This window comes from Burkholderia cepacia complex sp. TUM26381 (assembly GCF_057439935.1).
Map to the genome: position 1 here is coordinate 1,657,098 of NZ_CM172007.1, position 25,677 is coordinate 1,682,774.

Genomic DNA, 25,677 nt, shown 5'->3' on the forward strand with positions numbered 1-25,677 from the left:
CGGTTCCCGGTTAGGCGGTTTCGCGATGAAGGGGCGTGCCGCCGCGCCGCACGTCGTAGCGGACGACGAGATCGCGCGCGGGGCCGGGTTCGAGCCGCTGTCCGAGCCAGGCAGTCCGGCCGATGCCCTGCCGCATGCCGAGCGCGATGGCCGGTACCGCGTCGGCTGCCAGTTCGAGCTGCACGTCCCAGTCGAACTCGATGCCGACGTATTCGCGCACCCATTGCGCGAGCTGCCGCGCGTGCGGCCCGCCCGGCAGGAAGCGGCGGTACGCGTCGAGCGACAGCGGGCCGAGCACGATCCGGAAGCGCGACTGCGCATCGCGCACCGCGACGCCGAGTGCGACGGCGCCGACCCGCATCGTCGGCCGTGTCGCACGAATCGTGCAGCGCTGCGAGCGCTCGATCGCGACCCACTGCGGCACGTGCTCGACGATGCGCGCGTCGACGCCGAAATGCCGGCGCAGGATCTGCACGAGTCCTTCCGGGTTACGCGTATGCCGCACGAGATGGCCAGCATGGAAATAGCGCGCATGCGGCGCCAGCGTGTCGGCGGCGGTTGGCGCGGCAGGTGTGTCGGGATGCGCCGCGCGCCCGATCAGGCTCGCGATATAGCCGTCGAACCGCGCGCGTTCCGGGCGATCGAGGCTCACCGTCGGCTGGGCGTCGGCCCACGCGCGGTAGAACAGCAGGATCAGCCGGTGATGGAACAGGTCGGCGAATGCGGCAAACGTCGGATCGTCGTGCTGCGCTGCGCGTTCGTGCGCGTATTCGGTCAGGTGGGTCGGCAGCGGGCCGTTCGGGCCGAACAGCCCGAAACCGTGGACCGCGATGCGCGGCGGCACGGCGCCGTCCTCGTCGTGGATGCCGGCCAGCATCGACGCGGCGAACGCAAGCGACGGCTGTTGCCCGAGCCGCACCGGTTCGTCGCGCGGCCGGGTGGCCCGCCCGAGCGGCGCGCGGCCCGGCGACAGTGCGTCGAGCCAGCGCAGCGCCTGGAACAGGTCGTAGCCGTGCGGCGCGGCACGCAGCCGCGCCCACCACGCGTCGCGGCGTGCGGATTCGGCGTCCGGTTGCATACCGGGTGGCGGTTCGCGCTTCATATCGCCGGCCGCCTGCCGATACGTGCGGGCCAGCGCGCGAGCGTGCCGCGCTGCGCGCTGGTCAGCACGCATTCGGCGAACGCGTTGATCGACACGTGACGCGCGAAGAACTGTTCGAGCACCGCGCCGAGCAGGAACGGGCTGTCGCCGGAAAACGCATGGTCGTCGACGGTCACGTCGACCTGCACGCCGCGCCCGAACATCAACGGCCCGGATGCCGGCAGGCGGCGGAATACCGGCGAGAACGCGACGCGCTGCACGCCGTCGATCTGCCGGCGCATCGCGGCGTCGGCGGGATCCGCATGCAGGCCGAGCAGTTCGCGCAGCGCATGTGCGCCCTCGTCGTCGTCGAGATCGGTCAGCGTGTGGCGTGCGAGCCCGAGATGGCGGATCAGGCGCCACGCGGTTTGCGCGTCGGCGATCGGCGGGCGCGGCCGCGACGGGCCGCGGATCGCGACGACACGCTCGACCGGCGCCGACACGCGCAGCGTGAACGTGTTCGCGTCTCCGGGCGGCTGCAGCAGCACGAGATCGCGGTTCGTGCACAGCGTGTCGGCGGCCAGGTAGCGCATCGTCTCGTCGTACGGCGCGCACTGGCTGTCGACGAGCGACACATAGGTCTCGCTACCGACGTAGCCGGTGCGCGTGCCGTTCGCGCGCGCCTGCGCGGACACCAGCCGCGGCTCGCGCCGCACCGTGTAGTACGCGCCGTAATTGCCGTCGTCGCCGGCGAACGATGCGTGAAACGGCCTGAATTCGCGCGACTGGCCATCGTCGCGCTGTTCGCTTGCGAGCCGCTGCAGCGCATAGACCTCGTAGTCGAGCGGCCGGCTGCGATCGACGACGACATGGTGTTCGCGCGCGCCCGGCTGCAGCGGAATGCGATCCGCGCGGCGCGCGAACAGGTTCACGGCCGGCGTGCAGTTCAGCGCGAGATGGCGTGCGTCGACGGCCGCTTCGAGCGCCGCGTCGTGCCGGTCGAACAGCACGGTCAGCTCGCACTCGTCGCCGGTCGCACGCGCGAGCGCGGCGCGCAGCCCGCCGATGCTGAAGAACAGGAAGCGCGCCGGAAACGCGAAATACTCGCGCAGTAGCCGGTAACCGTGGAAGCTGCGGCCGTCGTCGGGCAGGATCGCCTGTGCCGGATCGAAGCCTTCGTGGACGATCGCATCGGCATCGAGCGTATGCAGCCAGCGCGGCGGCTGCCCCGGGTCGTGGCACACGACGCCGAGCGCATGGGCGGCGATCAGTTCGAGCAGATGCAGCGCGTCGCGCTCGGGGCCGGCGAGATGGAACGTCAGCCGGTCGAGCGGCAATTGCGACAGTCTGGCGCCGCCGTGCGCCTTCAGCCGGATGCGCAGTGCGCCGCGCACGTCCTGGCGGGCGGCGACGGCGCCACGCGGCAGCCACGATGGCGCACCGGTGACGGTCGCGGCGGTCAGTTCGAGCGGCCACAGCGTCAGGTCGTGCGCGGTGCGGAATTCGCACGCGGTCTGCTCGGACGCAACCGGCCGTGCGCGCAGTGCGGTGCCGGCCGGCAGGTGCCAGCCCTGCGCGAGGCTGCCTTCGTTCATCAGCGGCGCGAAGCGCACGATCGCCATCGACGGCAGCGGCGCGATATAGCCGGGATACACGGCATCGAGCAACGCCTGCGTGAAGCGCGGAAACTCGGCGTCCATCTTCAGCTGCACGCGCGCGGTGAGGAAGCTGAAGCCTTCGAGCAGCCGCTCGACGTACGGGTCGGGCGGCCCCGATTCATTGAGCCGCAGCCGCGCGGCGACCTTCGGGAACCGTTGCGCGAATTCGCCGCCAAGCTCGCGCAGGTACGCGAGTTCGCGGTTGTAGTAGTCGAGCAGGCGCGTATCCATCGCGTCAGCCCCCCGCCACCGATTGCAGCGACATTGCACCGGTCTCGAGATCGAGGTCGGAGCGCAGCACGAATTCGAGCGGATGCGGGATCGACCACAGCGTGCCGCGGATCTCGAACAGCAGCACGTTGTGGCGCCGTTCGCCGGCGCGGCCGTCCGGCGCGTCGATCACGCTGCGGACGTCGACGCTGTCGGGTGCGATGCGCGGTTCGAAGCGGACGATCGCGTCCCGGATCGACGCCTCGACCGACATCCGCTCGACGCCCGACATCGGCTTGCCGACGAGCGGCCGCATCCCGTAGTTGAGCACCGATGCCTGCGCGTGCGCGAACGCTGACCAGTCGACGAAGCCGTCCTCGGCGTTGCGTGTGTTGAGCAGCCACGCGAGATCGCGCAGCACGGCCGCACGCAGCCGTTCGGTGCCGATCCATTGCGCGCCGTGCGCTTCGGCTGCGCGCTGCGGCGCGTCGTCGGTGAGCCGGTCGAGCAACGCCGGCTGCAGCCGGTCGCGCAGGTTGCCCTCCCGGCCGTCGCGGGTTCGCGGGTCGTCCATGGTCGTCTCCGCGCCGTCACATTTCGGTGTTTTCCTTGATGTTCCAGCCGACCGTTACCTCGGCGCCCTTGCCGCCGTTGTCGTTCTGCTGCCAGTACTGCTTCTTCACCTTCGCGGCCTGAAAGCCGTAGTGCATCATCAACCGGTCGGCGACGTCGCCCGGATCGATGCCCGCGACCTGCGCGGACGTGACGAGCACCTCCTGCAGCGTCACGCGCATGAACTCGACCTGCGTGCCGCCGGTCTTGCATGCGGAAATCTCGACCGACGACAGATGCTTGCCGTTCGCGCAGTTCTTGATGATCGCGGGCGCGCCTTTATCCATGTACGCGGCGACGACGAGATCGTTGAAGCTCGCCTTGCCCGCGTTGCCGCCGCTGCCGCTTGCCATCGCGCCCGGCTGGCTTGCGCCCCACGTGAACGACTGGATGTCGGTCCAGCCCTTGTGTTGCGCGTCCGCCGATTCGCCGGTCACGCCGTCCACCTTCATAAACATTGCCACGCCCATTGCCGTCTCCGTTTCGGTGCGATGTCAGGATGAATGCCGATCGTTGCGCGTGCCGCCGCTCACTCGTTCGCCGCCTTCGCGGTCGGCAGCCGCGAGATGAGCCGCAGCGACACGGTGAGCCCTTCGAGCTGGTAGTGCGGCCTCAGGAAGAATTTCGACGTGTAGTAGCCGGGGTTGTCCTCGACCTCGTCGACGACCACCTGCGCGGCCGCGAGCGGCTTGCGCGCCTTGGTTTCCTGCGACGAGTTCACGGGATCGCCGTCGACGTAGTTCATGATCCAGTCGTTCAGCCAGCGCTCCATGTCGTCGCGTTCGCGGAACGAGCCGATCTTGTCGCGCACGATGCACTTCAGGTAGTGCGCGAAGCGGCAGCACGCGAACAGGTACGGCAGGCGGCCGGACAGCCGCGCGTTCGCGGTCGCGTCGGGATCGTGGTATTCGGCCGGCTGGTACAGCGACTGCGCGCCGATGAACGCCGCGAAATCGGAGTTCTTCCGGTGCACGAACGGCATGAAGCCGTTCTTCGCGAGTTCGGCCTCGCGGCGGTCGCTGATTGCGATCTCGGTCGGGCATTTCTGGTCGACGCCGCCGTCGTCGGTCGGGAACGTGTGGCTCGGCAGCCCTTCGACGGCCCCGCCCGATTCGACGCCGCGAATCGACGAGCACCAGCCGAACTGCTTGAACGAACGGTTGATGTTCGCGGCCATCGCGTAGGCCGAATTCGCCCACGTGTAGCGGTCGTGATTCGCGGCGTCGGTGTCTTCCTCGAAGTCGAATTCGTCGACCGGGTTGGTGCGTGCGCCGTACGGCAGCCGCGCGAGAAAGCGCGGCATCGCGAGGCCGACGTAACGCGAATCCTCCGATTGCCGCAGGCTGCGCCACGCCGCGTACTCGGTGTTCTGGAAGATCTTCGTCAGGTCGCGCGGGTTCGACAATTCCTGCCACGAATCCATCTGCATCAGCTCCGGCGACGCCCCGGCGATGAACGGCGCATGGGCGGCCGCGGCGATCTTCGACAACTCGCCGAGCATCTCGACGTCCGGCGGGCTGTGGTTGAAATGGAAATCGCCGACCAGGCAGCCGAACGGCTCGCCGCCGAACTGCCCGTATTCCTCCTCGTAGATCTTGCGGAACAACGGGCTCTGATCCCACGCGACACCCTTGTAGCGCTTCAGCATTCGCGCGACTTCGTTGCGCGATGCCGGCAGCGCCTTGATCTTCAGCAGCTCGTCGGTCTCGGTGTGCGTGACGAGGTAATGCAGCCCGCGCCACGCGCCTTCGAGTGTCTGGAATTCGTTGTGGTGCAGGATCTGGTTGATCTGCTCGGACAGCTTGCGATCGATCTCCGCGATGATCTGCTTCACGCTGCCGTACGCGTCGTTCGTCATGCCGACCGTATGTTCGAGCGCTTGCTGCGCGAGCGTGCGCACCGCGCGCTCGACCGACTCGCGTGCCTCGGCCGTTTTCGGCTTGAATTCCTTTTGCAGCAGCGCAGCGAATTCGTCGTGCGCGACGGCCGGCTGCGCAGGCTGGCGCGTATCGGCGCGGGCTTGGACGGGATCATTCATCGCGGGCCTCCGGTTGGGTCGCATCGCCACCCTGCGCGGGTTCACGCGGCTCGCGCACGAGCGTTTTCAGCAGGTCGGGATCGTTGATCGCGCGCTCGATCAGCTGCTCGGCGCCGTGCTTGCCGTCCATGTACGACAGCAGGTTCGACAGCTCGGTGCGCGCCTCCAGCAACCGGCGCAGCGCATCGACGTTGCGTGCGATCGCGGCCGGCGAGAAATCGTCGATCTGCTCGAACGTCATGTCGACGTTGAGCATCCCGTCGCCCGTCAGCGTATTGGGCACCTGGAACGCGACGCGCGGTGCGACCGACTTCATCCGCTCGTCGAAGTTGTCGACGTCGATCTCGAGGAACTTGCGCTCCGGCAGGTCCGGCAGCGGCTCGGCGCGCTTGCCGGCCAGGTCCGAAATCACGCCCATCACGAACGGCAACTGCACCTTGCGTTCCGCGCCGTAAGTCTCGACGTCGTACTCGATCTGCACGCGCGGCGCCCGATTGCGTGCGATGAATTTCTGTCCGCTGCCCGCCGCCTTGGTTCTGTCCGTCATCGTCCACTCCTTTACATCGATCAGGTTGCGCAGGTCGCCGCCGCCGCCCGCATGGCGGCGCCGCCGGTTCGTTTCATTCGCTTCGCTCGCCGCTCAGCAGGTCCAGCTTCGGCAGGCTTTCCGGCGCGAGGTCGCGGATGATGTCGTAGAAGTCGAGCGCGAGCAGCCGCTGCGCGCGCCGCAACAGCAGCGGCGCCGGATGGCTCGGCTCGTGCTGCGCGAAATAGCGGCACATCTTGTCCAGGCCGATGCGCACGTCGTCGCGGCTCGTGATCTCGGCGTCGCGCCATGCGTGAGCGTTCGGCGTGGCCGCCGGTGCAGCGGTTGCCGCGCTGCCAGGCGTGGCCTGCCGTGCGGGCGTCGCGCCTTCCGGTACGTGCTGCGACGGCTCGGGCAGCGGGACTTCCTGCACGATCCGCCGCAACGCCTTTTCCGCATCGCCCTCATCGGGTACCCATTCGCGGCCGAGCTTGTCCGCGACGCACGCACGGATCGCATCGAGCGATCGCAACGCGGTGCGGGTTGCGTCGAGCGGCGTCGTGCCGTCGTCGCGCGCGGCCGACAGCGCGGCGATCAGGCTTTCGCGGCTGCCGGTTGCGACGGCGCCGGTTTCGTCGCGGCCGTCGAGCAGTCGTTCGGCGTCGCGCACGGTCGGCCCGCCGTCGAACAGTGGCTGGCGGCGCGCCGCGCGTGCGCAGTCGTGCGCGCCGGCCACGTCGGCGAGTGCGTTCATCCGTGGTGTCGGGTCCGGCTCGCCGTCCGCATCGAGCCGCGGATGCAGGTCGTCCCACCGGTGTTCGAGCAGGTCCGCGACGACTGCGAGCGCGTCCGCATAGCCGGGAATGCCGTGCTGCTCGGTCCAGCTGCGCGCGAGATATGCGACGACGCGCAGGTCTTTCGTGCGCGCGGACAGCGCAAGTGCAAGCCGCTCGACCGTACGCCAGTCGGGCGCCTCGGCCGGGATCACGGTGTCGCCGTACTGCTGCTCGGCGCGCGGCGTCGCACGCTCCTGCAGTTGCAGGAACTCGGCGTCGTATTCGAGGTTCGCGCCGCACGGCGCATCGGGCGCGACGTCCGCGAGCAGCCGGCCGATCAGGTCGGCGTGCGGCGATGCCGGCACGCCGGGCGATGCCGCGGAAGATTCGGCGGCGGCCAGCGCCGCCTGGCTGACGTCATTCGAATGCATAGTCGATGTTGACCGGTTTGCTGCCGAAGTCGATCGCGACAGTGCGGTGCAACGGCGGCAGCGAGCCGTTGCGGATTTCGATCACATAGACGCCCGGCGTCAGCGACACCGAGCGCAGCGGCGGGCTCGCGCCGCGCCGCGCACCGTTCACGTAGATGTCGCCCCACGGCCGCACGTTGAAACGCACCTGGACGGTTTCCTGCGTCTTCGGCGGACGCGGCTGCGACTCGGCCGTCGGCGCGTTCACGGCGGCGACGGCCGGCTCGGCTTCCGCCTGCGTCCTGCGCGCGGGCGAAGGCGTGGTTGGCTGGGCCCCGGCCGCTTCCGACGGCGGCACGTTGACGATCCGCTCCGATGCGTCGAGGCTGCCGGCGGGTGCGATGGTTGAACTCGAACCGGCTTGCGGCGCAGGCGGGTTCGTCACGGTCGTCGCGACCTGCGGCGCGGGCGTGGCGGTTTCGACGGCGGGCGCACTGCCCGGCGCGGCAGCGGCGGGCGGCGGCGGAACCTCCGCGGACGAACCGGCCGGCAGGCTCGACGGCGGCACGACGGTCGGTGTCGGCCCCTGCTGGGCCAGCGTGGCGCCCGGCGTGCTCGCAAGCGGCGACGTGCCGGCCAGCGGCTGGCTCGCGGCGGGCGCGGCTTCGTCGGCGACGCGGGCCGGACGCGACAGATAGGTCGCGGCAAGGCCGACCACGATCAGTGCGACGAGCGCGCCGCCGGCGTAGACCGGGATGCGGCGGTTGCGCGATCCGGCGGCTGCCGCCGCACGCGGGGTGCCGGTCGGCGGTGATGCGCCGTCAGGCGCTGCGGCCGCTGCGGCGGGCCGCGGCGCGGTCGCTCCAGCGACTCCGGCAATCGGGGCAGCATTTCCGTCGGCATTTCCGGCTCGCGGCGCGGTGTCACCCCTGCGGATACCTGCGTCGGCACTTGCCGGTTGCGTGCCGGTATCGTCGTGTGCTCCGGTTCTCGCTGCGGGCGGTTCCTTTGCGCGTTCGACAACTCCGTCCGGCGCATTGGATCCCGCAGGCTTCGCCGCATGCATTGCCGCCGAAGCTGCCGGCGTCCCCGTAGCGCCAATCGCGGCGCCTTGTACCGCCGCCTTCGACGTAGAAGATCCGTCCGACTCAGGTTTCGCGCCCGACATGACTGACGAAGCGGATGCGGTTTCCGATGGCGTCGACCCGTTGTCCGGACGCGCTGGTGGCGACGACGGCACCTCGGAATCGGCCTTGCCCGAAGCCGTCCCGCCCTCGCCTGTCGCCGACGCACCCGTAGTCGATGCGGTACCGGACGCGGCGGAAGCGGTTTCGGCCTTCCCTTCCCCGCCCCTGCCCGCATCGCCCGCCGGTGGCACGACCGCCGCGCCATACCCGCTTCCTGTCCGGTCGACGCCCCGCAACCCCAGCTCCGCCGCGAACGCCGCGACCGATTCCGGCCGGTCCGGTATCCGCAACTGCAGCGCATGATCGACTGCCGCGAGGAACGCCGGGCTGTACACCTCGCCGGCCGGCAGTTCGCGCGACGCGAGCGGCCGGTACGTGTCCTTGATGCTGCGCACGACGGCCGCCGGCGGCAACTCACCGGTGATCATCGCGTGCATCACCGCGCCGAGCGCATAGAGGTCGGTCCACGGCCCCTGGCTGAATGCGGGATCGTCGGTGTACTGCTCGATCGGCGCGTAGCCCGGCTTGATCATCATCGCGCCGTCGTCGACCAGGTCGCCGATCCGTTTGCGCGCCGCGCCGAAGTCGAGCAGGATCGCGCTGCCGTTCGGGCGGATCAGCACGTTGTCGAGCGCGACGTCGCGATGGAAGCACTGCGCGCGGTGCAACGTATCGAGCGCGCCGAGCAGCGCGCCGACGATGTTGCGCAACTGTGTCTCGCTGATCCGCATCCCGCCGTCGAGCAGTTGCTTGAGCGTGCGCCCTTCGTAGAACGGCATCACCATGTAGGCGGTGCCGTGGCTTTCCCAGAAGTGCAGGACCTTGACGAGCCCCGGATGGTCGAACTGCGCGAGCAGGCGCGCTTCGTTGAGGAACGCGCCGCGCCCCGCGTCGAACGCCTGCGCGAACCGCTCGGAACGCAGCGACACCGTATAGTCGCCACCGCGCGTCGCCAGCATCGACGGCATGTACTCCTTGATCGCGACCGCGCGCCGCAACGTGCGGTCGAACGCGCGATAGACGATGCCGAAACCGCCAATGCCCAGCACCTCGTCGAGCTGAAGCTCGCCGAGGCGATGGCCGAGCGGCAGCGGCCGCACCGTGAATTCGGATGCGTCGCCGCGTGTCGCGGTGTCGTGCTCGTGATCTCTCGATCCAGCGTCCTTCATCTCCACCACCTCTCGAAACTGCGTGTTGCCCCGCCGGCCTTCCTCCGGGCCGCTAGCCGCCGCCGAACAGCGTCAGGAACAGCGCGTTGTCGGGCGTGCCCGTATGCGCATGCGTGCGCAGCGGTGATCCGTCGGCGCGGTTGGTCCACCAGAAGCTGGTGCCGCCGTGCGGATCGAAATAGCCGGACAGCCCGGGCCATGCGGCCGCGGCCGGCTGCGCCGGCAGCGCTGCCGACGAGCGTTCGTCGATGTCCGCGTAACGGCCGCCGCCCGGTGCGAGCCGCACGCGTTCGAGCGTCCGATCGAGATCGCCCGGCGCGCGCGCATGGCGGATCGCGTCGAGCAGCGCGTGGCCGATCTGCCAGTAGAACGCGCCGGCGGCGTCGGGCAGCCCGTTCCAGTAATCGGCCGCGCGCATCGGCAGCGTGACGATCACCGGGTAGTAGCGCCCCACGCGGTCGCAACTCGGCGCGAGGCAGCCCGGCTGCACGCACGACGCGCCGGCGCCCGCCGGGATCAGGAAGTTCCAGACCGGCGCGACCGTGTAGTGGCGCTCGATCTCGTCCGTGCCGTGCTGGCGCATCGCGGCCATCCCCTGCTGGAGCCAGCGTTCCCACCACAGCGCGAGCGCATGCGGCAGCCGGCTGTTCACGAAGTCGCCGGCGCCGGGAATCTTCCCGTACCAGGCCGGCGCGTCGCCGTCGGCGCGCGCGAGCGGCGGCGTCGGGCTCATGGCTTCGGAGGGCATGTAAAGGACTCCATCTGGGGCAGCCGGAACGGATTGCGGACACTGCCCGCATTCACCTGCAGCACGATCGGTTTGCCGTCGACCGTGAAGCGCGCAATCATCTGGTCCGAACCGCGCCCGGCCGACACGGCCGCACGGTCGAACAGCCGGTGCAGCGCCCACGGCCCGTCGGCCGCGAAGCCATCGGACGCGCCGGCCTGGCCCGACACCTGCAGCCGCACCTGGTTGCTGCCGCGCGGGCCCGGCCAGTCCACCGCGCTCTGCACGAGCGGACCGTGCGCGTAGCGGACGATCTGCCCGTCGACGTCGAGCACCATCTCCGTGATCGACGGGTCCATTTCGAGCGGCTGGATCTGCACCTTCAACTGCGCGGTGCGCGCGCCGCCGCCGAAATAGACGTCGCGGATCACCGCGGCCTTTTCGAACGACGCGAGCATCGCGGCGGCCGACGGATCGGCGTCCGCATTGCGGTTCGCGAAGCGCCACGGGTGCGACGTCGTATCGACGATCGACTGCAGGTTCTTCTGGAAGAAATCGTCCATCAGCCCGCCCGGGGCGAACATCTGTGCGAAATCGGCCGGCGCGACGTCGCGCGACGCACCGCGCGCGAACGGATAGCGGCCCGCGATCGCCTGCCGGCAGAAGTCGCCGACGTTCGCGCCGGCGCGCTGCGCGACGCTGCGCTGCTCGACGGTCGCGACGCTGCCGTTCGCGACGTTCGACAGGTCGTCGAGCACTTCCCGGAACGGCGTCGGCAGGCGGCCCGCCTGCGCGCGCAGCCGCGCGGGGGCGTCCGACGGCGGCGGCTGCGCGCCGCTCCTCAGCGCGTCGTCGGTGGCCGTCAGGTACGTGTACAGCGCGTCGATCGACTTCAGCACCGCGTCGAATGCCTGCGCCTGGTCGCCGCTACCCGGGGCGAACGCGCGCAGCCCGGCGAAATGGCTGTCGACCACCTGTTCGGGGCTCGCGGGTGCCGCTGCCGACGGATTGGCGTCGCTGGCCTGCCCCGCGAAGATCTGCGACAGGGAACTGCGCGCTTCGTCGACCTTGTCCTGCGCACGCGACGCGAGATTGCGCGCGCCGCCCGGCGCATCGCCGAGCGCCGTGTCGCGCGCGAGCGCCACCATCAGCCGCGTGAGCGGCGAATCGGCCGACGACAGCGCGCGCGCGACCTGGATGCTCTGCGCGAGCGTCGCCGTGCGCTGCAGCTTGATGTCCGCGAGATAGTCGTCCCAGATCTTCAGGTAATCGTTCAGGTAGAGCTGGCGGATGTCGCGCGCCCAGGCGGCCGCGTCGTTCGGCCCGGGGATCTCGGACAGGCCGAGGTTCAGCACCCACACTTCCTCGCGCCCGTACGCTTCGACCTCGCCGGCCAGACGCGGCGCGAACACGTTGCGATAGCCGTTGCGCGTATAGAGGCCCGGCACGCCTTCCGACAACGACTTGCCGCTCTGGCGACGGAACACCAGCGACGCGTCGGGGCCGACCGCGCGGACGACGCTGAAGTCGAACGCCGCCGTGGCCGGGCGCAGCGTGCGCGTGAGCTGCCGGTACAGCCGTTGCGAGAACGGCACCTGCCGCAGCCGGTCGCGCACGTCGGCCACGAGCCGCTCGTTCATCGGATACGGCGACACCGCGACGCGGCTGCCGAACAGCGCGGCGAGATGCGCGCGCAGCGCGGCGCGTTCGGCCGGCGAGAAATCGGGCGGCAGCGAGCGTTCCATTTCGAGGTCGACGACGGCCTGCACGAACGCGGGATCGTAGTGCGCGCTGTCGTACAGCATCAGGTACGCCTTCAGCGCCGCATACGCGTATTCGGTTTCGTCGGGCCGTGCGTCGCGCAGCGCGGCCTCCATGCGGCTCGCGGCGATCGGCAGCAGCACGTCGTCGAGCGCGCGCCGGTACACGGCCTCGACGGCCTCGTCGATCTTCTCGCCCTGGAACAGCCCCCAGCGGTACGCGAGCGGCGGATGCTGCAGATCGACGCCGCCCGCATTCGCGAGGCCGCCGAGCGCGTCGAGCACGGGCAGCAGCCGCGCGATGTCGGACGCACCGGAGAATTTCGCGCCGGCGATCTGCGAATCGACGGCCGGCACGCGCGCGGAGATCTGGTCGAGATACGCGCGGTTGTTCGCATAGCTGCGCAGCCACGCGGCCAGCACGGCGACACACACCAGTGCGAGCAGCACGTAGCCGGCGATCTGCAGCACGCGCCGCTTCTGGTGCCAGCGCAGGTCGCTGCCGGCGAGCGCGGCTTCGCGGAAGATGTGCTCCTGCAGCAGCGATTTCAGGAAGAAGCTGCGCCCGGTCGAGCCGACCTGCGCGGCCGGCGGCACGCCCTCGATCTTCAGGAAGCGCTTGATGCCGCTCATCACCCGATCGAATGCGGTGCCCTCCTGCGTGCCGCTCGTCAGGTAGACGCCGCGCAGCATCGGCATCGGCTCGTAGCTCGACACCGAAAACACTTCGGCGACGAACTGGCCGAGCATGTCCTGCAAGTCGGCGATCTGCTGCGGCAGCAGGTAGGTCATCTCGCGCTGGCGCGCGTCGGTCTGCGCGGCGAGCAGCTCGGGCAGACCGTCGTTCAGCCGCTGGTGCAGCAGCCGGTATTCGCGGTCGAATGCCGCGCGCAGGTCGAAGCCCGGCGCCTCGCTCTGCGCGAGCGGGAACGTGAAGCCCCATACCTGCGCACATTCCGCGCGGCCGTACGCTCCGAAATATTCGGCGAAGCCGGCCAGCAGGTCGGCCTTCGTCACGAGCAGGTACACGGGAAAGCGGATGCCGAGCTGCGCGCGCAGTTCGAGCAGCCGCTTGCGCAGCACCATCGCGTGCTGCGTGCGTTCGGCCTCCGATGCGCCGAGCAGGTCGGCGACGCTGATCGTCAGCATCGCGCCGTTCAGCGGCTGGCGCGTGCGGTATTTCTTCAGCAGCTCGACGAAGCCTTTCCACTCGGCCTCGTCGAGCGCGCGGTTGCCTTCGTGCGTCGTGTAGCGGCCGGCCGTGTCGATCAGCACCGCATCGTTCGTGAACCACCAGTCGCAGTGCCGCGTACCGCCCACGCCGCGGATCGCCGCGCGGCCGAACTGCTCGGCAAGCGGAAAGCTGAGCCCGGAATTCACGAGCGCGGTGGTCTTGCCCGAACCGGGCACGCCGATGAACACGTACCACGGCAACTGGTACAGATACTGGCGCGAGACCCGGTCGAACCAGCGCGGCAGGCCGCGGCGCACGGTATCGGCCTGCCCGAAGCGGACTTTCTTCAGCAGCGTCGCGGCTTCGTCGAAGCGGCTGCGCAACTCGTCGAGCTGCGCTTTCGCCGGATCGCCGGCGGTGGCCGGCCCCGGTGCGGCTTCGCGCAGCTGGTTCAGCAACTGTGCGTTGAGGCGGCCGGCGCGCCAACTGCGCCATGCGACGCGTGCGCCCCACGCGATGAACAGCACCGCGATCGTCAGCCCGCGCGCCCAGCTGCTTTCAAGCGGCCGGAACTCGGCGAACGCGAACAGCGGGCCCGCGAGCCACACGAAGCACGCGAGCACGACGAGACCGGCGAAGGTCCAGATTTCCCGCGACGGCAATGGCCGGACGAAACGCGCGACAGCCTGGTTCATGTCAGTTCGCCCCCTGCGTCGCGCCGACGGCGGCGCTGCCGGGCGCCGGCAGCAGCGTGATCTCGACGCGCCGGTTCAGCGCGCGGTTCGCGGGCGAATCGTTCGGCGCGACCGGATCGAGCGTGCCGCGCCCTTCCGCCGCGAGCCGTTCCGGATGGTCGAGCCGCGCCGCGATCATGGTGCGCACGGCTTCCGCGCGTTCGCGCGACAAATCCCAGTTCGACGCGAAGCGCGCCGTATGCACCGGCGTGTCGTCGGTATAGCCGGTCACGCGCACGTTGCCGGGCACCTTGTTCAGCGCATCGGCGACGCGCGCGAGCACCGGTGCGTAACGGTCGATCACCGACGTCGAGCCGGACTTGAACAGCCCGTCGCCGCGCAGCACGATCACGCTGCGATCGGCGTCGTCGCGCACCGACACGAGGCCGGCCGCGATCTCGGGCGCGAGGAACTGCGCGATGCGCGGCGCCGGCGCCGGGCGCGGTGGCGCCTGTGCGGGCTGCAGCTTCGGCACATGGAGTGCGTCGATCGACGCGAACAGCTGGTCCGAATGCCCGGCGAGCGCGATGCGCAGCCCGACGAACACGCCGAAGCCGATCAGCAGCGCGAGCGCCACGCACACCCACAGCGGCACGACGAAGCGGCGCGCGACGTCGCGCGTGACGACGTCGCGCCAGTGCGGCGACAGCGCGGGTTCGAATTCGCCGCGCACCGAGCGGATTGTGAGCGCAAGCTGGCGGCGCAGCGCATCGAGTTCCGCATGGCCGTTGTCGAGCACGCGATAGCGGCCCTCGAAGCCGAGCGCGAGACAGAAATACAGCAGTTCGAGCAGGTCGAGATGCTGGCGCGGCTGCTGCGACAGGCGTTCGAGCAGATGGAAGAACTTTTCGCCGCCCCACGTCTCGTTGTGGAACGACACCAGCAGGCTGTGCGACGACCATACGCTGCCGCCCCACGGCGTCAGCGCGGCCGCCTCGTCGAGCGCCGTGCACAGGCAGTAGCGCGCGCCGATGATCGCCTCGGACGGCACGCCGGCTTCCTGCGCACGCGCCTCGAACTGCCGGATCTCGACGACGAGATGCTCGCGCAGCCACGCGGGATTCGGATGGTGGACGGTCGAGCGGATCTGCGGCACCAGGTTGAGCAGCGGGTTGGCGGCGGCGACGAGCGGGTTCGTGCCGCTCGCGGCCCAGCGGCCGGGGCGCGGTTGCGTGGCCGTCGGCCCGGCCGTACCCGACGCGGCAGCCGGATGCATGCCGCCCGGATTCGGCGGCACGAATCCGCCGGCGCCGGCGGAGATCGGATCGGAAGAAGAGTTCATCGCGTCGCCCCGCCGTCACCCGCGTATCGCCCAGAACTCCATCGAGAGTCCGGGGAATTCGCCGGCAAAATGAAATGCGAGACCGCCGGAGCGCGCCAGCTGCTTCCACAGGTCGCTGCCCTTGTCGATCTCGAAGTACGTATGGCCCGCGTGATACGGGATCTGCCGCGGCGCGACCGGCAACTGCCGCATCGTGATGCCCGGCAGCTGCAACTGCACGAGATCGCGGATCCGCTCGACGGGCCCGAGCTTCGCTTGCGCCGGAAAACGGGTGCGCAGGCTGTCGGCCGGCACGTCGGCGCGCACCGCGAGCACGAAGCCGGCCGTATCGCGCAGCGCAGGATCGGCGAGCGTCGCGACGCGGATCCCGTTGCCCGCATCGCGCAGCTCGATCTGGATCGCGTTTTGCTCCAGCACGGTCGACAGCGACCGGCGCAGTTCCGTCATCAGTTCCGCGAAGCTCGTGCCCAGATCGTCGTGCACGTACACGGCAAGCGACTGCGGGCGCCGGCCCGCCGCCGTGAACGTGCTCAGGTCGCACGCGAGCTTCAGCCAGTCGCAGAACAGCGCTTCCGGATGTGTCGACACATGCTGCTGCGCATGCCAGGTCAGCGCGAGATAGCGGTTCACGAGCTGCAGCAGCAGGAAATCCGCGACTTCCGACACGCCGCCGCGCCCGGGCTCCGACAGCCGCGCCGCGAGCGCCTCGCTGCGCTGCGTGAGCAGCCCGTGCAGTTCGCGCGCATAGGCGAGCAGCACCGGATCGCGCTGCGCGACGAGCCGCGGCGGAATATAGCCGTCGTCGGCCAGCAGCCGTGAATCGGTGCGCCGTTCGACGATGCGCGTAACGCCGAGCGCGTGCCAGTCGCCGGTCAATTCGGCGTCGAGCATCAGCCGCACGTTCAGGCGGCCCGTCTGCAGCAGCGCGGGTCCGAGCGCGACCGCGTTCGCGTCGGCCACCTCGTATTCGCGCACGACATAGCGCGCGACGTCCGCGCCGTCGCTTGCGCCGCTTGCGCCGTTAGCGGCGCCTGCGCCGAACGACACCTCTTCGCCGCCGCCGCGCCACAGCGGCAGCGCAAGCACGACGAGCTGGTCCTTCGCGTCGGCCGGCACGTCGAGCGGTGCGGGGAGATCGTCCGGATGCGACAGGTCGAACGGCGTGCCGTCGCGCATCACGCCCGACGCGGCACGCAGCGCGACCTTGCCGAGCGCCAGTTGCTCGCGATCGAGTTCCAGCGCGTCGAAGCCCCAGTAGAAGCCCTGCAGCGGCAGGCAGCGCAGCGCGACGTAGCGTTCCCAGTGGCGCTCCAGCTGCTGGAAATGCTGCGGACGCAGGAACATTCCCTCGGTCCACACCACGCGCTGGCGGAGCGCCGCGACCGGCGTCGCGGACATCGTCGGTTCGGTCATGGGCGCCCCTGCGGATTGTTCAGCGCGATGCCGCCGTTCCTGACCGCGATCGACAGCTTCAGTTCGCCCGGCGACGTCTGCCAGAACTTGTAGAGGTTGAGCTGCTTCGCGCGCGGCAGCGGCACCGTCAGCCGCCAGCGGTTCTTTTCGAGCATCCGGTATTCGGCGACGACACCGATCGCGCCGGCCTCGACATTGCCGCGATAGTGCAGCGTGCGCGATTCGCCCGGCCGCAGGATCACGCGGTCGGTGCCGAGCAGGTCCGCGCCGAGCACGTTCTCGGGCTTGTCCTGCAGCGAGAAGAAGTCCGCGCTGTCGAACCCCGACGCCGCGCGAAGCTGGAACACCTTCAGTACGATCGGTGAGGGCTTGCGATTCATGTCGGGGTTGACATCAGGCGCCACGTCGACCGTGATCGCATACGGGACCGCGGCCGCGTGCTCCGTCGCGCCGCACCCCGGAAACAGCAAGACGCATCCCCATACGATGAAACTGCTCGACCGCCATTGCATATTCCACCCTCGCCACCCAATAGCCATCCGCTGGTTTCCGAGTGCGAAACCGGTTGACCGGATTAAAAAAGGGACAACTAATTGACCGGTAATTATGTGGCTGTCAAATCCATCCATTGAAAATGGTGTCGGCAAATTGTTCTTGTCGGAAGCCGGGTCAAATCATTCAGGGTTTTTGAAAGTTGATTTGGCGGGATGACAGGTAATTGAATTGATATTGATCATTTGACGGAAAAAGTTAATCAGACCGGTTCGTCTGGGCGGCCCGGTTCTATTGCGTCGATATCTTTCGGATAGGCTCGGAGGCACGAGCCGGCCGGCCGCCGGACAAGGGTCGCGCGGCCCTGACGATGTGCCAGGCTATTCGTGCTGCCTGAACGGATGTCCCGTTTTTTCCGGCATTGACGAGCACTGGCCAAACAACTGACAAATCCGAAAAACACAGCGAACTATAGGTCGTTTTTCCGGATTAACAAGCACTGAAATTCGTAGTCTATTTTCAGGCTTTAATGGAATCCGATCGGCCACTTGAAACAAAACGTAACAGCAACATCGGTATCGATGATTGGCACTAGAATCCAACAGCGCTTGTGCGCCCCCTTCCAATTACGCGAATTCTTAATTTCAATAATGAAAGGCCGTGCATCGATTGTTGTTTTCCTCGGCGCGTGGTTGCTGGGGGCCGGCGGATGCAGCACGTCCCCGACGCAGTCGGCCGCGCATGCAACGGTCGACAGCGCGCGTGCCGCGTACGCCGCCGGCGACTATGGGCGCACGATCGCGCTCCTGAGCCACGCGAAGGAGATCGACGGCGCCGACACCGATACGCAGGTCGCCGCGCACAAGCTCCTTGCGTTCAGCTATTGCGTGACGAACCGCATTGCGCCGTGCCGCGCCGAGTTCTCGAAGATCCTCGACCTCAACCCGCGCTTCGACTTGTCCCCCGCCGAAAAGGGGCATCCGATCTGGGGGCCCGCATTCGAATTCGCGCGCCGCAGGCACGCGTCGACATCCTGAACGGGACGGATTCCGCGCGCGCCTCACTCACCGAGCGACGTATGACATGCAACTGATCGTGATCGAACATGCCGGCGAGCCGGTCGAAAACGACTCCTATGACGCCGTCGTGTTTCATCCGCCGGGCGGCACCATCGGCCGAGCCAGCGACAACCATCTGGTGCTGCACGACGACACCCGGCAGATTTCGCGCTTGCAGGCCCTGCTGCAGGTCGGCGACGACACGTGCCTGCTGAAGAACCTGAGCAGCGTATCGACGATCGAGGTGAACCGCGAGCCGGTCGGCTATGCGCAGGAGCGTCCGCTCAACACGGGCGACATCATTCGCATCGGGCCTTACGTGTTGCGCGCGGAACGCGATGACGGCGACGACGCGCCGGTCATCGACATGGCGCCCGACACCGGTGTGCAGGCGGACCCGCCGCACACGCGCTCGGCCGCCGCCCCCGCGCAACCGGCGCCTTCGCGCGTCGATACGAAAGGCGCCGGCATCCGGCTCTGGGGGCTGCTCCAGGATCGTCTCGCGCCGCGCACCCGGGCGGATGCCGGCACCCGGCCGGGCGGTCCGGCGCGTGCGGACACGCCGCAACCGGATCGCCGGGCCGCGCAGGCCGCACCGTCCGGGCCGTCACCGCGGGACCTGAACCAGTTGTCGACCGATCCGCTCGACCTGTTCGCGCAGTCGTCGGGCGGTATCGGTGGGCCGGGCGCGGGGGCGCAGGCGGAGCGCGACGCCTCGCACCCGGCCCAGGCCGACCACGCGCCCGAGTGGGCCCAGCACGTGCGCGTGCATCCGGCGGCTGCGCACACCGGCGCACGGCCGGCCGACGAACCGGCGCCGCATGCCGAGCGAGCGAGGCCGACACCGCCGACGCCGGACGAACTGCTGAGTGCCTTCTTCGAAGGCGCGGGGCTCGATACGGCGGCTGAATCGCACCAGTGGTCGGCCGAACAGCTGTACATCGCCGGCCAGTTGCTGGCGCTGTTCGCGAACGGCACGGTCGAACTGCTGTCGTCGCGCAGCATCCTGAAGCGCGAGGTGAAGGCGCACATGACAATGCTGCTCGATCGCGAGAACAATCCGCTGAAACTGTTGCCCGACGGCGGCGCGGTGCTGCGTCAGATGTTCGGGCTGCCGCTGCCGGGCTTCATGTCGCCGCAGAGCGCGGTCAGCGACGCGTTCCAGGATCTGCACGCGCACCAGATCGGCATGGTCGCCGGCATGCGCGCCGCGCTGATGGATCTGCTCACGCGCTTTTCGCCGCAGCGGCTGCGCGAGCGCGACGACGCGATGCGCTGGTACGAGAAGCGCGTGCCGTCGCTGTACAAGGCGAGGATGTGGGATCGCTACGCGGCAACCCATCGCGACACGGTGTTCGCGATCGAGGACGATTTCGCGTCGGTGTTCGGCAAGGCGTTCCTGGCCGCATACGACGCCGAAGTGGAAAGTTATCGCGGCAGCGGGCGGCACTGACGAAGCGGAGGCGCGGGAAGACGATTCGCCTTCCCGCCCGTGCCGCGCCCGCAGCCGTCAGGCCAGCGGCGGATGAACGGCCTGCTTCAGGCCGCTCGAGTAGTGCTTGTAGTCCCAGGCCACGCTATCGCCGGGTTGCAGCGTGTAGACCGCGCAGGAGACGTCGGGCATCTGACCGTTGACGAAATACACCCACCAGTAGCCGTTTCCGCCCTGGTTCGCTTCCACGCCGCCCAGGGCCGTCACGAACAGGCTTGCGCCCGATCCCTGCGATTGCGGGTTGAGGGCGGGCGACACGCCGTCGGCGGTCAGGAGATCGAATACGGTCGTCGCGCCGGGCGCAATCGCGATGTTGTCGTTCGCTTGCCAGGGTGGCGCGTGGTATTCGGAACCCCAATCGACGAATTGATTTGCTACCGAATTGCCCATGACGATATCTCCGTAGTGGTGGTTGACCGAACTGCTCCCGCTTTGTGTTTTGCGTTGTGCGTGGAAAGCACTGGGGCCGGGCCCGGGTGTCGGAAAGTCATGGGAACCGCCTGCCGGTCGCCCGGTCACGGGCGCAGCCTCTCGGTTCGCGCTTCGCGCGCGGTTGTCGTTGCTCTGCTACCGGCGTCCCTGCCGTCCGTCCAGTCCGGTAGTTGTATTGATCTGAGGATAGGCGATGGGCCGATGCTCCGCAATGCGGTTCGATGCGGCGCCGGATTCCGTTGCGGGCCCGAAAAAAAAACCGCCGCCCCGCTGACGCGGGAACGGCGGCATGGGGCGACGGACGGCCGATCGTCAGACCGCCATCACCGTGACCGACTTCGTGACGAGGTACGGTTCCAGCGCTTCCGGCCCGCCTTCCGAGCCATAACCCGAGTCCTTCACGCCGCCGAACGGCATTTCCGGCCACGGCGTCGCCGGCTGGTTGATCCACAGCATCCCGACTTCCATCCGCTGCGTGAGCAGATGGACGTTCGCGAACGAACGCGTGAACGCGTAGCCGGCCAGCCCGAACGGCAGACGGTTCGCTTCGGCGATCGCGTCCTCGAGCTTGTCGAAGCCGCGGATCGCGGCGACCGGGCCGAACGGCTCGTTGTTGAACACGTCCGCCTCGAGCGGCACGTCGGCGATCACGGTCGGCGCGAAGAAGTTGCCTGCCGAGCCGATCCGTTCGCCGCCGGTTTCGATGCGTGCACCGACCTTGCGCGCGTTGTCGACGACCGATGCCATCGCGGTGAGGCGGCGCGGGTTCGCGAGCGCGCCGAGCGTCGTGCCTTCCTCGAGGCCGTTGCCGACCTTCAGCCCTTCCGCATGCTTGACCAGCGCGCGCGTGAATTCGTCGCGGATGCTGTTGTGCACGAGGAAGCGCGTCGGCGAAATACAGACCTGACCCGCGTTGCGGAACTTCGCGCCGCCGGCGGCCTTCACCGCGAGCGCGACGTCCGCATCCTCGGCGACGATCACCGGCGCGTGGCCGCCCAGCTCCATCGTCGCGCGCTTCATGTGCAGGCCGGCCATCGCGGCAAGCTGCTTGCCGACCGGCGTCGAACCCGTGAACGTGACCTTGCGGATCACCGGGTGCGGGATCAGGTACGACGAGATTTCAGCCGGATCGCCGTACACGAGGCCGATCACGCCGGCCGGCACGCCTGCGTCGACGAACGCGCGCAGCAGCGCGGCCGGCGATGCCGGGGTTTCTTCCGGCGCCTTCACGAGAAACGAGCAGCCGGTCGCGAGCGCCGCGCTCAGCTTGCGCACGACCTGGTTGACCGGGAAATTCCACGGCGTGAATGCGGCGACCGGACCAACCGGCTCCTTCACGACCGTCTGCTGTGCCCCGAGGTTGCGCGGCGGCACGATCCGGCCGTACACGCGGCGGCCTTCGTCCGCGAACCATTCGATGATGTCGGCCGCCGACAGCACTTCGACGCGCGCCTCGGTGAGCGGCTTGCCCTGTTCCTGCGTCATCAGCTGCGCGATCGCGTCGGCGCGTTCGCGCACCAGCGCGGCCGCCTTGCGCATCGTCGCCGCGCGCTCGTGCGCAGGCACCTTGCGCCATGCTTCGAAGCCGCGTTGCGCGGCGGCGAGCGCCCGGTCGAGATCGGCGATGCCCGCGTGGGCCACCTTGCCGATCGGCTGGCCGGTCGCCGGGTTCACGACGTCGATCGTCTTGCCGCTCGCGGCGTCGACCCACTCGCCGTCGATCAGCAGTTGCGTATCCGTATAAGTCACGTTAGCCATCCAGACACCCCTACATTGCGTCGATAAAACGCGCGCTACCGCGAACGGCCGCGCGCCGGTTGACAGAAAGAGCAAAGCCGCCGGGGCAGGCACGCACCCGGCGGCGCCGACGGCCGGCACGCGGGCCCGCCGTCAGTCCGCCTCGCGCCGCGCTCAGCGCGCGGCCGCCGTTGCCTTGCGGAGTTTCGCGACGTCTGCCGCCTGCACGGCCGGCGCGCAGTTGTTCCAGCCGGCGCGCATGAACGTCAGCACGTCGGCGATCTGCCGGTCGTTCAGCTGGTTCGAGAACGCCGGCATCGGATACGCGGAAGGCACGCCGCCGATCACGAGCGTGTCGCTGCCGTTCAGCGTCACGTTGATCAGCGACGATGCATCGGCCTCGAGGACGTTCGGATTGCCGGCGAGCGGCGCGAGCAGCGGTGCATAGCCGCGCCCGTCCGCACCGTGGCAATGCAGGCAGTAAGCGTTATACACCTTCGCGCCCGGATCGGCAGCGGGCCGGCCCAGCGCGACCTGTGTCGCCTTCGGATCGTAGCTGTACGGCGGTGCGCCCGTCCCGCCCGCGGGCGGCAGCGATTTCAGGTAGCGCGACATTGCGGCCAGATCGTCGTCGGTCAGTGCCTGCGTGCTGTGGTTGATCACGCTCACCATCGAGCCGAACGCGGTCGCATGCCGGTTCGCGCCGGTCTTCAGGAACTGCGCGACGTCGGCGTCGTTCCAGCGGCCGAGCCCGGTGTTGTGCTCGCCGGTCAGGTTCGACGCGAACCAGTTGTCGATCGGCGCGCCCGACAGGAACGCCGCGCCGCTTTCGTCGAGCGCCTTTTCCTGGAAGCCGACGCCGCGCGGCGTGTGGCACGACCCGCAGTGTCCGAGCCCCTGCACGAGATACGCACCACGGTTCCACATCGCGTCCTTGGCCGGTTTGTCGGCGTAAGGCGCCGTGTCGAGGAACACCATGTTCCACAACGCGAGCGGCCAGCGCATGTTGAGCGGCCACGGGATGTCGGACGGCCGGTTCGCCTGCTTCACCGGTTCGACGCCGTGCATGAAGTACGCGTACAGCGCCTTCACGTCGTCGTCCTTCAGCTTCGCGTACGACGGATACGGCATCGCCGGGTACAGGTTGTGACCGTCCTTCGCGACGCCCTTGCGCAGTGCGCCGGCGAAGTCGGCTTCCGTGTAGCCGCCGATGCCGGTTTCCGGGTCGGGCGTGATGTTGGTCGTGTAGATCGCGCCCATCGGCGTGACCATCTTCAGGCCGCCCGCGAACGGCGTACCGTGTGGCGCGGTGTGGCACGCCACGCAGTCGCCGGCTTTCGCGAGGTACGCGCCGCGTGCGACGAGCGCGTTGTCGGCCGGCGCCGTCGGTGCCGCATGCGCGGCCGTGCCGGCGAGCAGCGCAGACAGGGCCAGCAGTGACGCGCGGAGCGTGTTCAGGGTGAGGTTTCGCATGATCGTCGCCTCCCCTCAAGCCGTCTTCAGCTGGTTGCCGACCGGCAGCTTGCGCAGGCGCGTGCCGGTGGCCGCGAAGATCGCGTTCGACAGCGCCGCCGCGGTTGCCGCCGTGCCCGGCTCGCCGATCCCGCCCGGCGCCTCGCCGCTCTTCACGAGATGGACCTCGATCGGCGGCGTCTCGTTGATCCGCATCATCCGGTAGTCGGTGAAGTTGCCCTGTACGACGCGGCCGTCCTCGATCGTGATCTCGCCGTACAGCGCGCCCGTGATCCCGAAGATGATGCCGCCCTGCACCTGCGCTTCGATCGTGTTCGGATTCACGAACATCCCGCAATCGACCGCGCACACGACGCGCTTGACCTGCACCTCGCCGCCGTCCACGGCGACGTCGACGACGATCGAGAAGAAGCTGCCGAATGCGTGCATCACCGAGACGCCGCGCCCTTGCCCCTTCGGCAGCGACGCGCCCCAGCCGGCGGCCTTCGTCGCGACGTCGAGCACGTTGCGGGCGCGCGGCGTCTTGTCGAGCAGTGCGCGGCGGTATTGCACCGGGTCGGTCCTGGTCTGGGTGGCCAGTTCGTCGATGAAGCTCTCGACGACGAACGTGCCGCGCGTCGGCCCGACGCCTCGCCAGAACGCGGTCGGCACGTGGCGCGGTTCCTGCCGCACGTAGTCGACGAGCTGGTTCGGCAGGTCGTAAGGCAGTTCGGCCGCGACCTCGACCGCATCGGGATCGACGCCGTTCTGGAACGCGGGCGGCGCGAAGCGCGCCATGATCGACGAGCCGACGATCCGGTGCTGCCACGCGACCGGCTTGCCGTTCGCGTCGAGGCCGGCCGAGATCTTGTCGTAGTAGCACGGCCGGTACATGTCGTGCTGGACATCCTCCTCGCGCGTCCAGATCACCTTCACCGGCGCATTGACCTGTTTGCCGACCTTCACGGCCTGGCCGACCATGTCCGTTTCGAGCCGCCGGCCGAACCCGCCGCCGAGCAGGTGGTTGTGCACGACGATCTTGTCCGGCGACAGCCCGGTCAGTTGCTGCGCCGTGTCGCGGACCCGGGTCGGCACCTGCGTGCCGACCCAGATGTCGCAGCCGTCGCCACGCACGTGCACCGTGCAGTTCACGGGTTCCATCGTCGCGTGCGCGAGCAACGGCTGTTCGTAGACGGCGTCGACACGCGTCTTCGCGTTCGCGAAGGCCTTGCCGACGTCGCCTTCCTTGCGAGCGACCGCGCCCTTGCCGGTCGCCGCCGCTTGCGCGAGATCCGCGAACAGATCCTTCGTCGATACCTTCGCGCCCGCGCCCTCGTTCCATTTCACGACGAGCGCCGATGCGCCGCGCTTCGCGGCCCACGTGTGATCGCCGACCACCGCGACCGCATTGTCGACGCGGACGACCTGGCGCACGCCCGGAATCTTCCTCGCGGCCGTATCGTCGACGCTCGCGACGGTGCCGCCGAACACCGGGCTGTTCACGATCACCGCGTACAGCATGCCGGGCAGGCGTACGTCGAGCCCGAACTGCGCGGTGCCGTCGACCTTCTCCGGCGAATCGAGGCGCTTCGCGGGCGTGCCGATCAGCTTGAAATCTTCCGGCTTCTTCAGCGCGACGTCCTTCGGCACCGGCAGCTTCGCGGCGGCATCGGCCAACTGGCCGTATGACGCACGGCGGCCGCTCGGCGGATGCTGCACTTCGCCGTTCGCCGCGCGGCAGCTGGCCGGATCGACGTTCCATTGCTTGGCCGCCGCGGCCACCAGCAGCGTGCGCGCCGTGGCGCCCGCACGGCGCATCGGCTCCCACGCATAGCGTATCGACGTCGAGCCGCCGGTGAGCTGGCCGCCGAGCAGCGGATCGAGGAACAGCTTCTCGTTCGGCGGCGCATGATCGAGCGTCACGCTCGACAGCGGCACTTCGAGTTCCTCGGCGATCAGCATCGGCAGCGACGTATAGACACCCTGCCCCATCTCGACCTTCGGCATCACCAGCGTGACCCGGCCGGCGCGGTCGATCTGCACGAACGCGTTCGGGGCGAATACGCCCGGCTGCGCGGGTTCGGCCGCATCGCCGCCGATCACCGAGCGCCGTGCGTCGTCGCCCGCCGCCGGCAGGCTGAAGCCGAGCAGCAAGCCACCGCCGGCCGCCGCGCCGAGCGACATGCCGAGTTTCAGAAACGACCGGCGCGACACGCCTGCGCCGGCCCGACCTGCTTCGATCAGTCCGCGTGACATG

19 protein-coding genes are annotated in these 25,677 nt (G+C 69.0%); 2 read left to right on the top strand and 17 right to left on the bottom strand.

The genetic code is table 11. The features are described 5' to 3' along the window. Nucleotides 1-10 precede the first annotated feature (10 nt). From tssG to tssJ, 13 genes are all read right to left on the bottom strand, one after another. Complete coding sequence (tssG, locus tag ACWMMN_RS24155) at nucleotides 11-1,078, bottom strand: type VI secretion system baseplate subunit TssG (protein ID WP_486424063.1); 1,068 nt, start codon at nucleotides 1,076-1,078, stop codon at nucleotides 11-13. A gap of 20 nt (nucleotides 1,079-1,098) precedes the next feature. Then, nucleotides 1,099-2,970 carry a type VI secretion system baseplate subunit TssF gene (gene tssF, locus ACWMMN_RS24160; protein ID WP_486424064.1) on the bottom strand — a complete coding sequence of 624 codons (1,872 nt, stop codon included), beginning with the start codon at nucleotides 2,968-2,970 and terminating at the stop codon, nucleotides 1,099-1,101. 4 nt (nucleotides 2,971-2,974) lie between these two features. Beyond that, nucleotides 2,975-3,523, bottom strand: coding sequence for a type VI secretion system baseplate subunit TssE (gene tssE, locus ACWMMN_RS24165; protein WP_174992165.1), 549 nt, complete (start codon nucleotides 3,521-3,523; stop codon nucleotides 2,975-2,977). Nucleotides 3,524-3,539: 16 nt separating this feature from the next. Further along, nucleotides 3,540-4,031: an Hcp family type VI secretion system effector gene (locus ACWMMN_RS24170; RefSeq protein WP_027791618.1), complete on the bottom strand. Its 492-nt coding sequence runs from the start codon at nucleotides 4,029-4,031 to the stop codon at nucleotides 3,540-3,542. 59 nt (nucleotides 4,032-4,090) lie between these two features. Then, entirely contained in the window at nucleotides 4,091-5,599 is a 1,509-nt protein-coding gene (gene tssC / locus ACWMMN_RS24175; RefSeq protein ID WP_059240546.1) for a type VI secretion system contractile sheath large subunit, read from the bottom strand. Beyond that, nucleotides 5,592-6,146, bottom strand: coding sequence for a type VI secretion system contractile sheath small subunit (tssB, locus tag ACWMMN_RS24180; protein ID WP_059240547.1), 555 nt, complete (start codon nucleotides 6,144-6,146; stop codon nucleotides 5,592-5,594). The genes tssC and tssB overlap by 8 nt, the downstream gene beginning before the upstream one ends. A gap of 73 nt (nucleotides 6,147-6,219) precedes the next feature. Continuing rightward, nucleotides 6,220-7,332: a type VI secretion system protein TssA gene (tssA, locus tag ACWMMN_RS24185; RefSeq protein ID WP_486424065.1), complete on the bottom strand. Its 1,113-nt coding sequence runs from the start codon at nucleotides 7,330-7,332 to the stop codon at nucleotides 6,220-6,222. Next, entirely contained in the window at nucleotides 7,319-9,667 is a 2,349-nt protein-coding gene (locus ACWMMN_RS24190) for a serine/threonine protein kinase (RefSeq protein ID WP_486424066.1), read from the bottom strand. The genes tssA and ACWMMN_RS24190 overlap by 14 nt, the downstream gene beginning before the upstream one ends. Before the next feature lie 52 nt (nucleotides 9,668-9,719). Continuing rightward, nucleotides 9,720-10,400: a type VI secretion system-associated protein TagF gene (gene tagF / locus ACWMMN_RS24195; RefSeq protein WP_407045096.1), complete on the bottom strand. Its 681-nt coding sequence runs from the start codon at nucleotides 10,398-10,400 to the stop codon at nucleotides 9,720-9,722. Next, nucleotides 10,397-14,023, bottom strand: a complete 3,627-nt coding sequence (gene tssM / locus ACWMMN_RS24200; RefSeq protein WP_486424067.1) for a type VI secretion system membrane subunit TssM — start codon at nucleotides 14,021-14,023, stop codon at nucleotides 10,397-10,399. Before tssM ends, tagF begins: the two co-directional genes overlap by 4 nt. Nucleotide 14,024: 1 nt before the next feature. Further along, nucleotides 14,025-15,344 carry a DotU family type VI secretion system protein gene (locus ACWMMN_RS24205; protein ID WP_059240551.1) on the bottom strand — a complete coding sequence of 440 codons (1,320 nt, stop codon included), beginning with the start codon at nucleotides 15,342-15,344 and terminating at the stop codon, nucleotides 14,025-14,027. 15 nt (nucleotides 15,345-15,359) lie between these two features. Beyond that, the gene (gene tssK / locus ACWMMN_RS24210; RefSeq protein WP_486424068.1) at nucleotides 15,360-16,757 is read right to left on the bottom strand and encodes a type VI secretion system baseplate subunit TssK; all 1,398 of its coding nucleotides are present in this window, start codon (nucleotides 16,755-16,757) and stop codon (nucleotides 15,360-15,362) included. After that, entirely contained in the window at nucleotides 16,754-17,269 is a 516-nt protein-coding gene (gene tssJ, locus ACWMMN_RS24215) for a type VI secretion system lipoprotein TssJ (RefSeq protein ID WP_059240553.1), read from the bottom strand. The genes tssK and tssJ overlap by 4 nt, the downstream gene beginning before the upstream one ends. Nucleotides 17,270-17,899: 630 nt before the next feature. Here tssJ and ACWMMN_RS24220 point away from each other — a divergent pair. Both ACWMMN_RS24220 and tagH read left to right on the top strand, forming a co-directional pair. Continuing rightward, nucleotides 17,900-18,286, top strand: a complete 387-nt coding sequence (locus ACWMMN_RS24220; RefSeq protein WP_059240554.1) for a TssQ family T6SS-associated lipoprotein — start codon at nucleotides 17,900-17,902, stop codon at nucleotides 18,284-18,286. A gap of 46 nt (nucleotides 18,287-18,332) precedes the next feature. Continuing rightward, entirely contained in the window at nucleotides 18,333-19,760 is a 1,428-nt protein-coding gene (gene tagH, locus ACWMMN_RS24225) for a type VI secretion system-associated FHA domain protein TagH (protein WP_486424069.1), read from the top strand. 57 nt (nucleotides 19,761-19,817) lie between these two features. Here the strand turns inward: tagH and ACWMMN_RS24230 are convergent, their stop codons facing one another. From ACWMMN_RS24230 to ACWMMN_RS24245, 4 genes are all read right to left on the bottom strand, one after another. Further along, nucleotides 19,818-20,189 carry a DUF4430 domain-containing protein gene (locus ACWMMN_RS24230; RefSeq protein ID WP_059240556.1) on the bottom strand — a complete coding sequence of 124 codons (372 nt, stop codon included), beginning with the start codon at nucleotides 20,187-20,189 and terminating at the stop codon, nucleotides 19,818-19,820. A gap of 354 nt (nucleotides 20,190-20,543) precedes the next feature. Further along, nucleotides 20,544-21,989: an NAD-dependent succinate-semialdehyde dehydrogenase gene (locus tag ACWMMN_RS24235; RefSeq protein ID WP_059240557.1), complete on the bottom strand. Its 1,446-nt coding sequence runs from the start codon at nucleotides 21,987-21,989 to the stop codon at nucleotides 20,544-20,546. Nucleotides 21,990-22,142: 153 nt separating this feature from the next. Then, entirely contained in the window at nucleotides 22,143-23,441 is a 1,299-nt protein-coding gene (locus tag ACWMMN_RS24240; protein ID WP_486424070.1) for a c-type cytochrome, read from the bottom strand. 15 nt (nucleotides 23,442-23,456) lie between these two features. Continuing rightward, the gene (locus ACWMMN_RS24245) at nucleotides 23,457-25,676 is read right to left on the bottom strand and encodes a xanthine dehydrogenase family protein molybdopterin-binding subunit (RefSeq protein WP_486424071.1); all 2,220 of its coding nucleotides are present in this window, start codon (nucleotides 25,674-25,676) and stop codon (nucleotides 23,457-23,459) included. Nucleotide 25,677 lies beyond the last annotated feature (1 nt).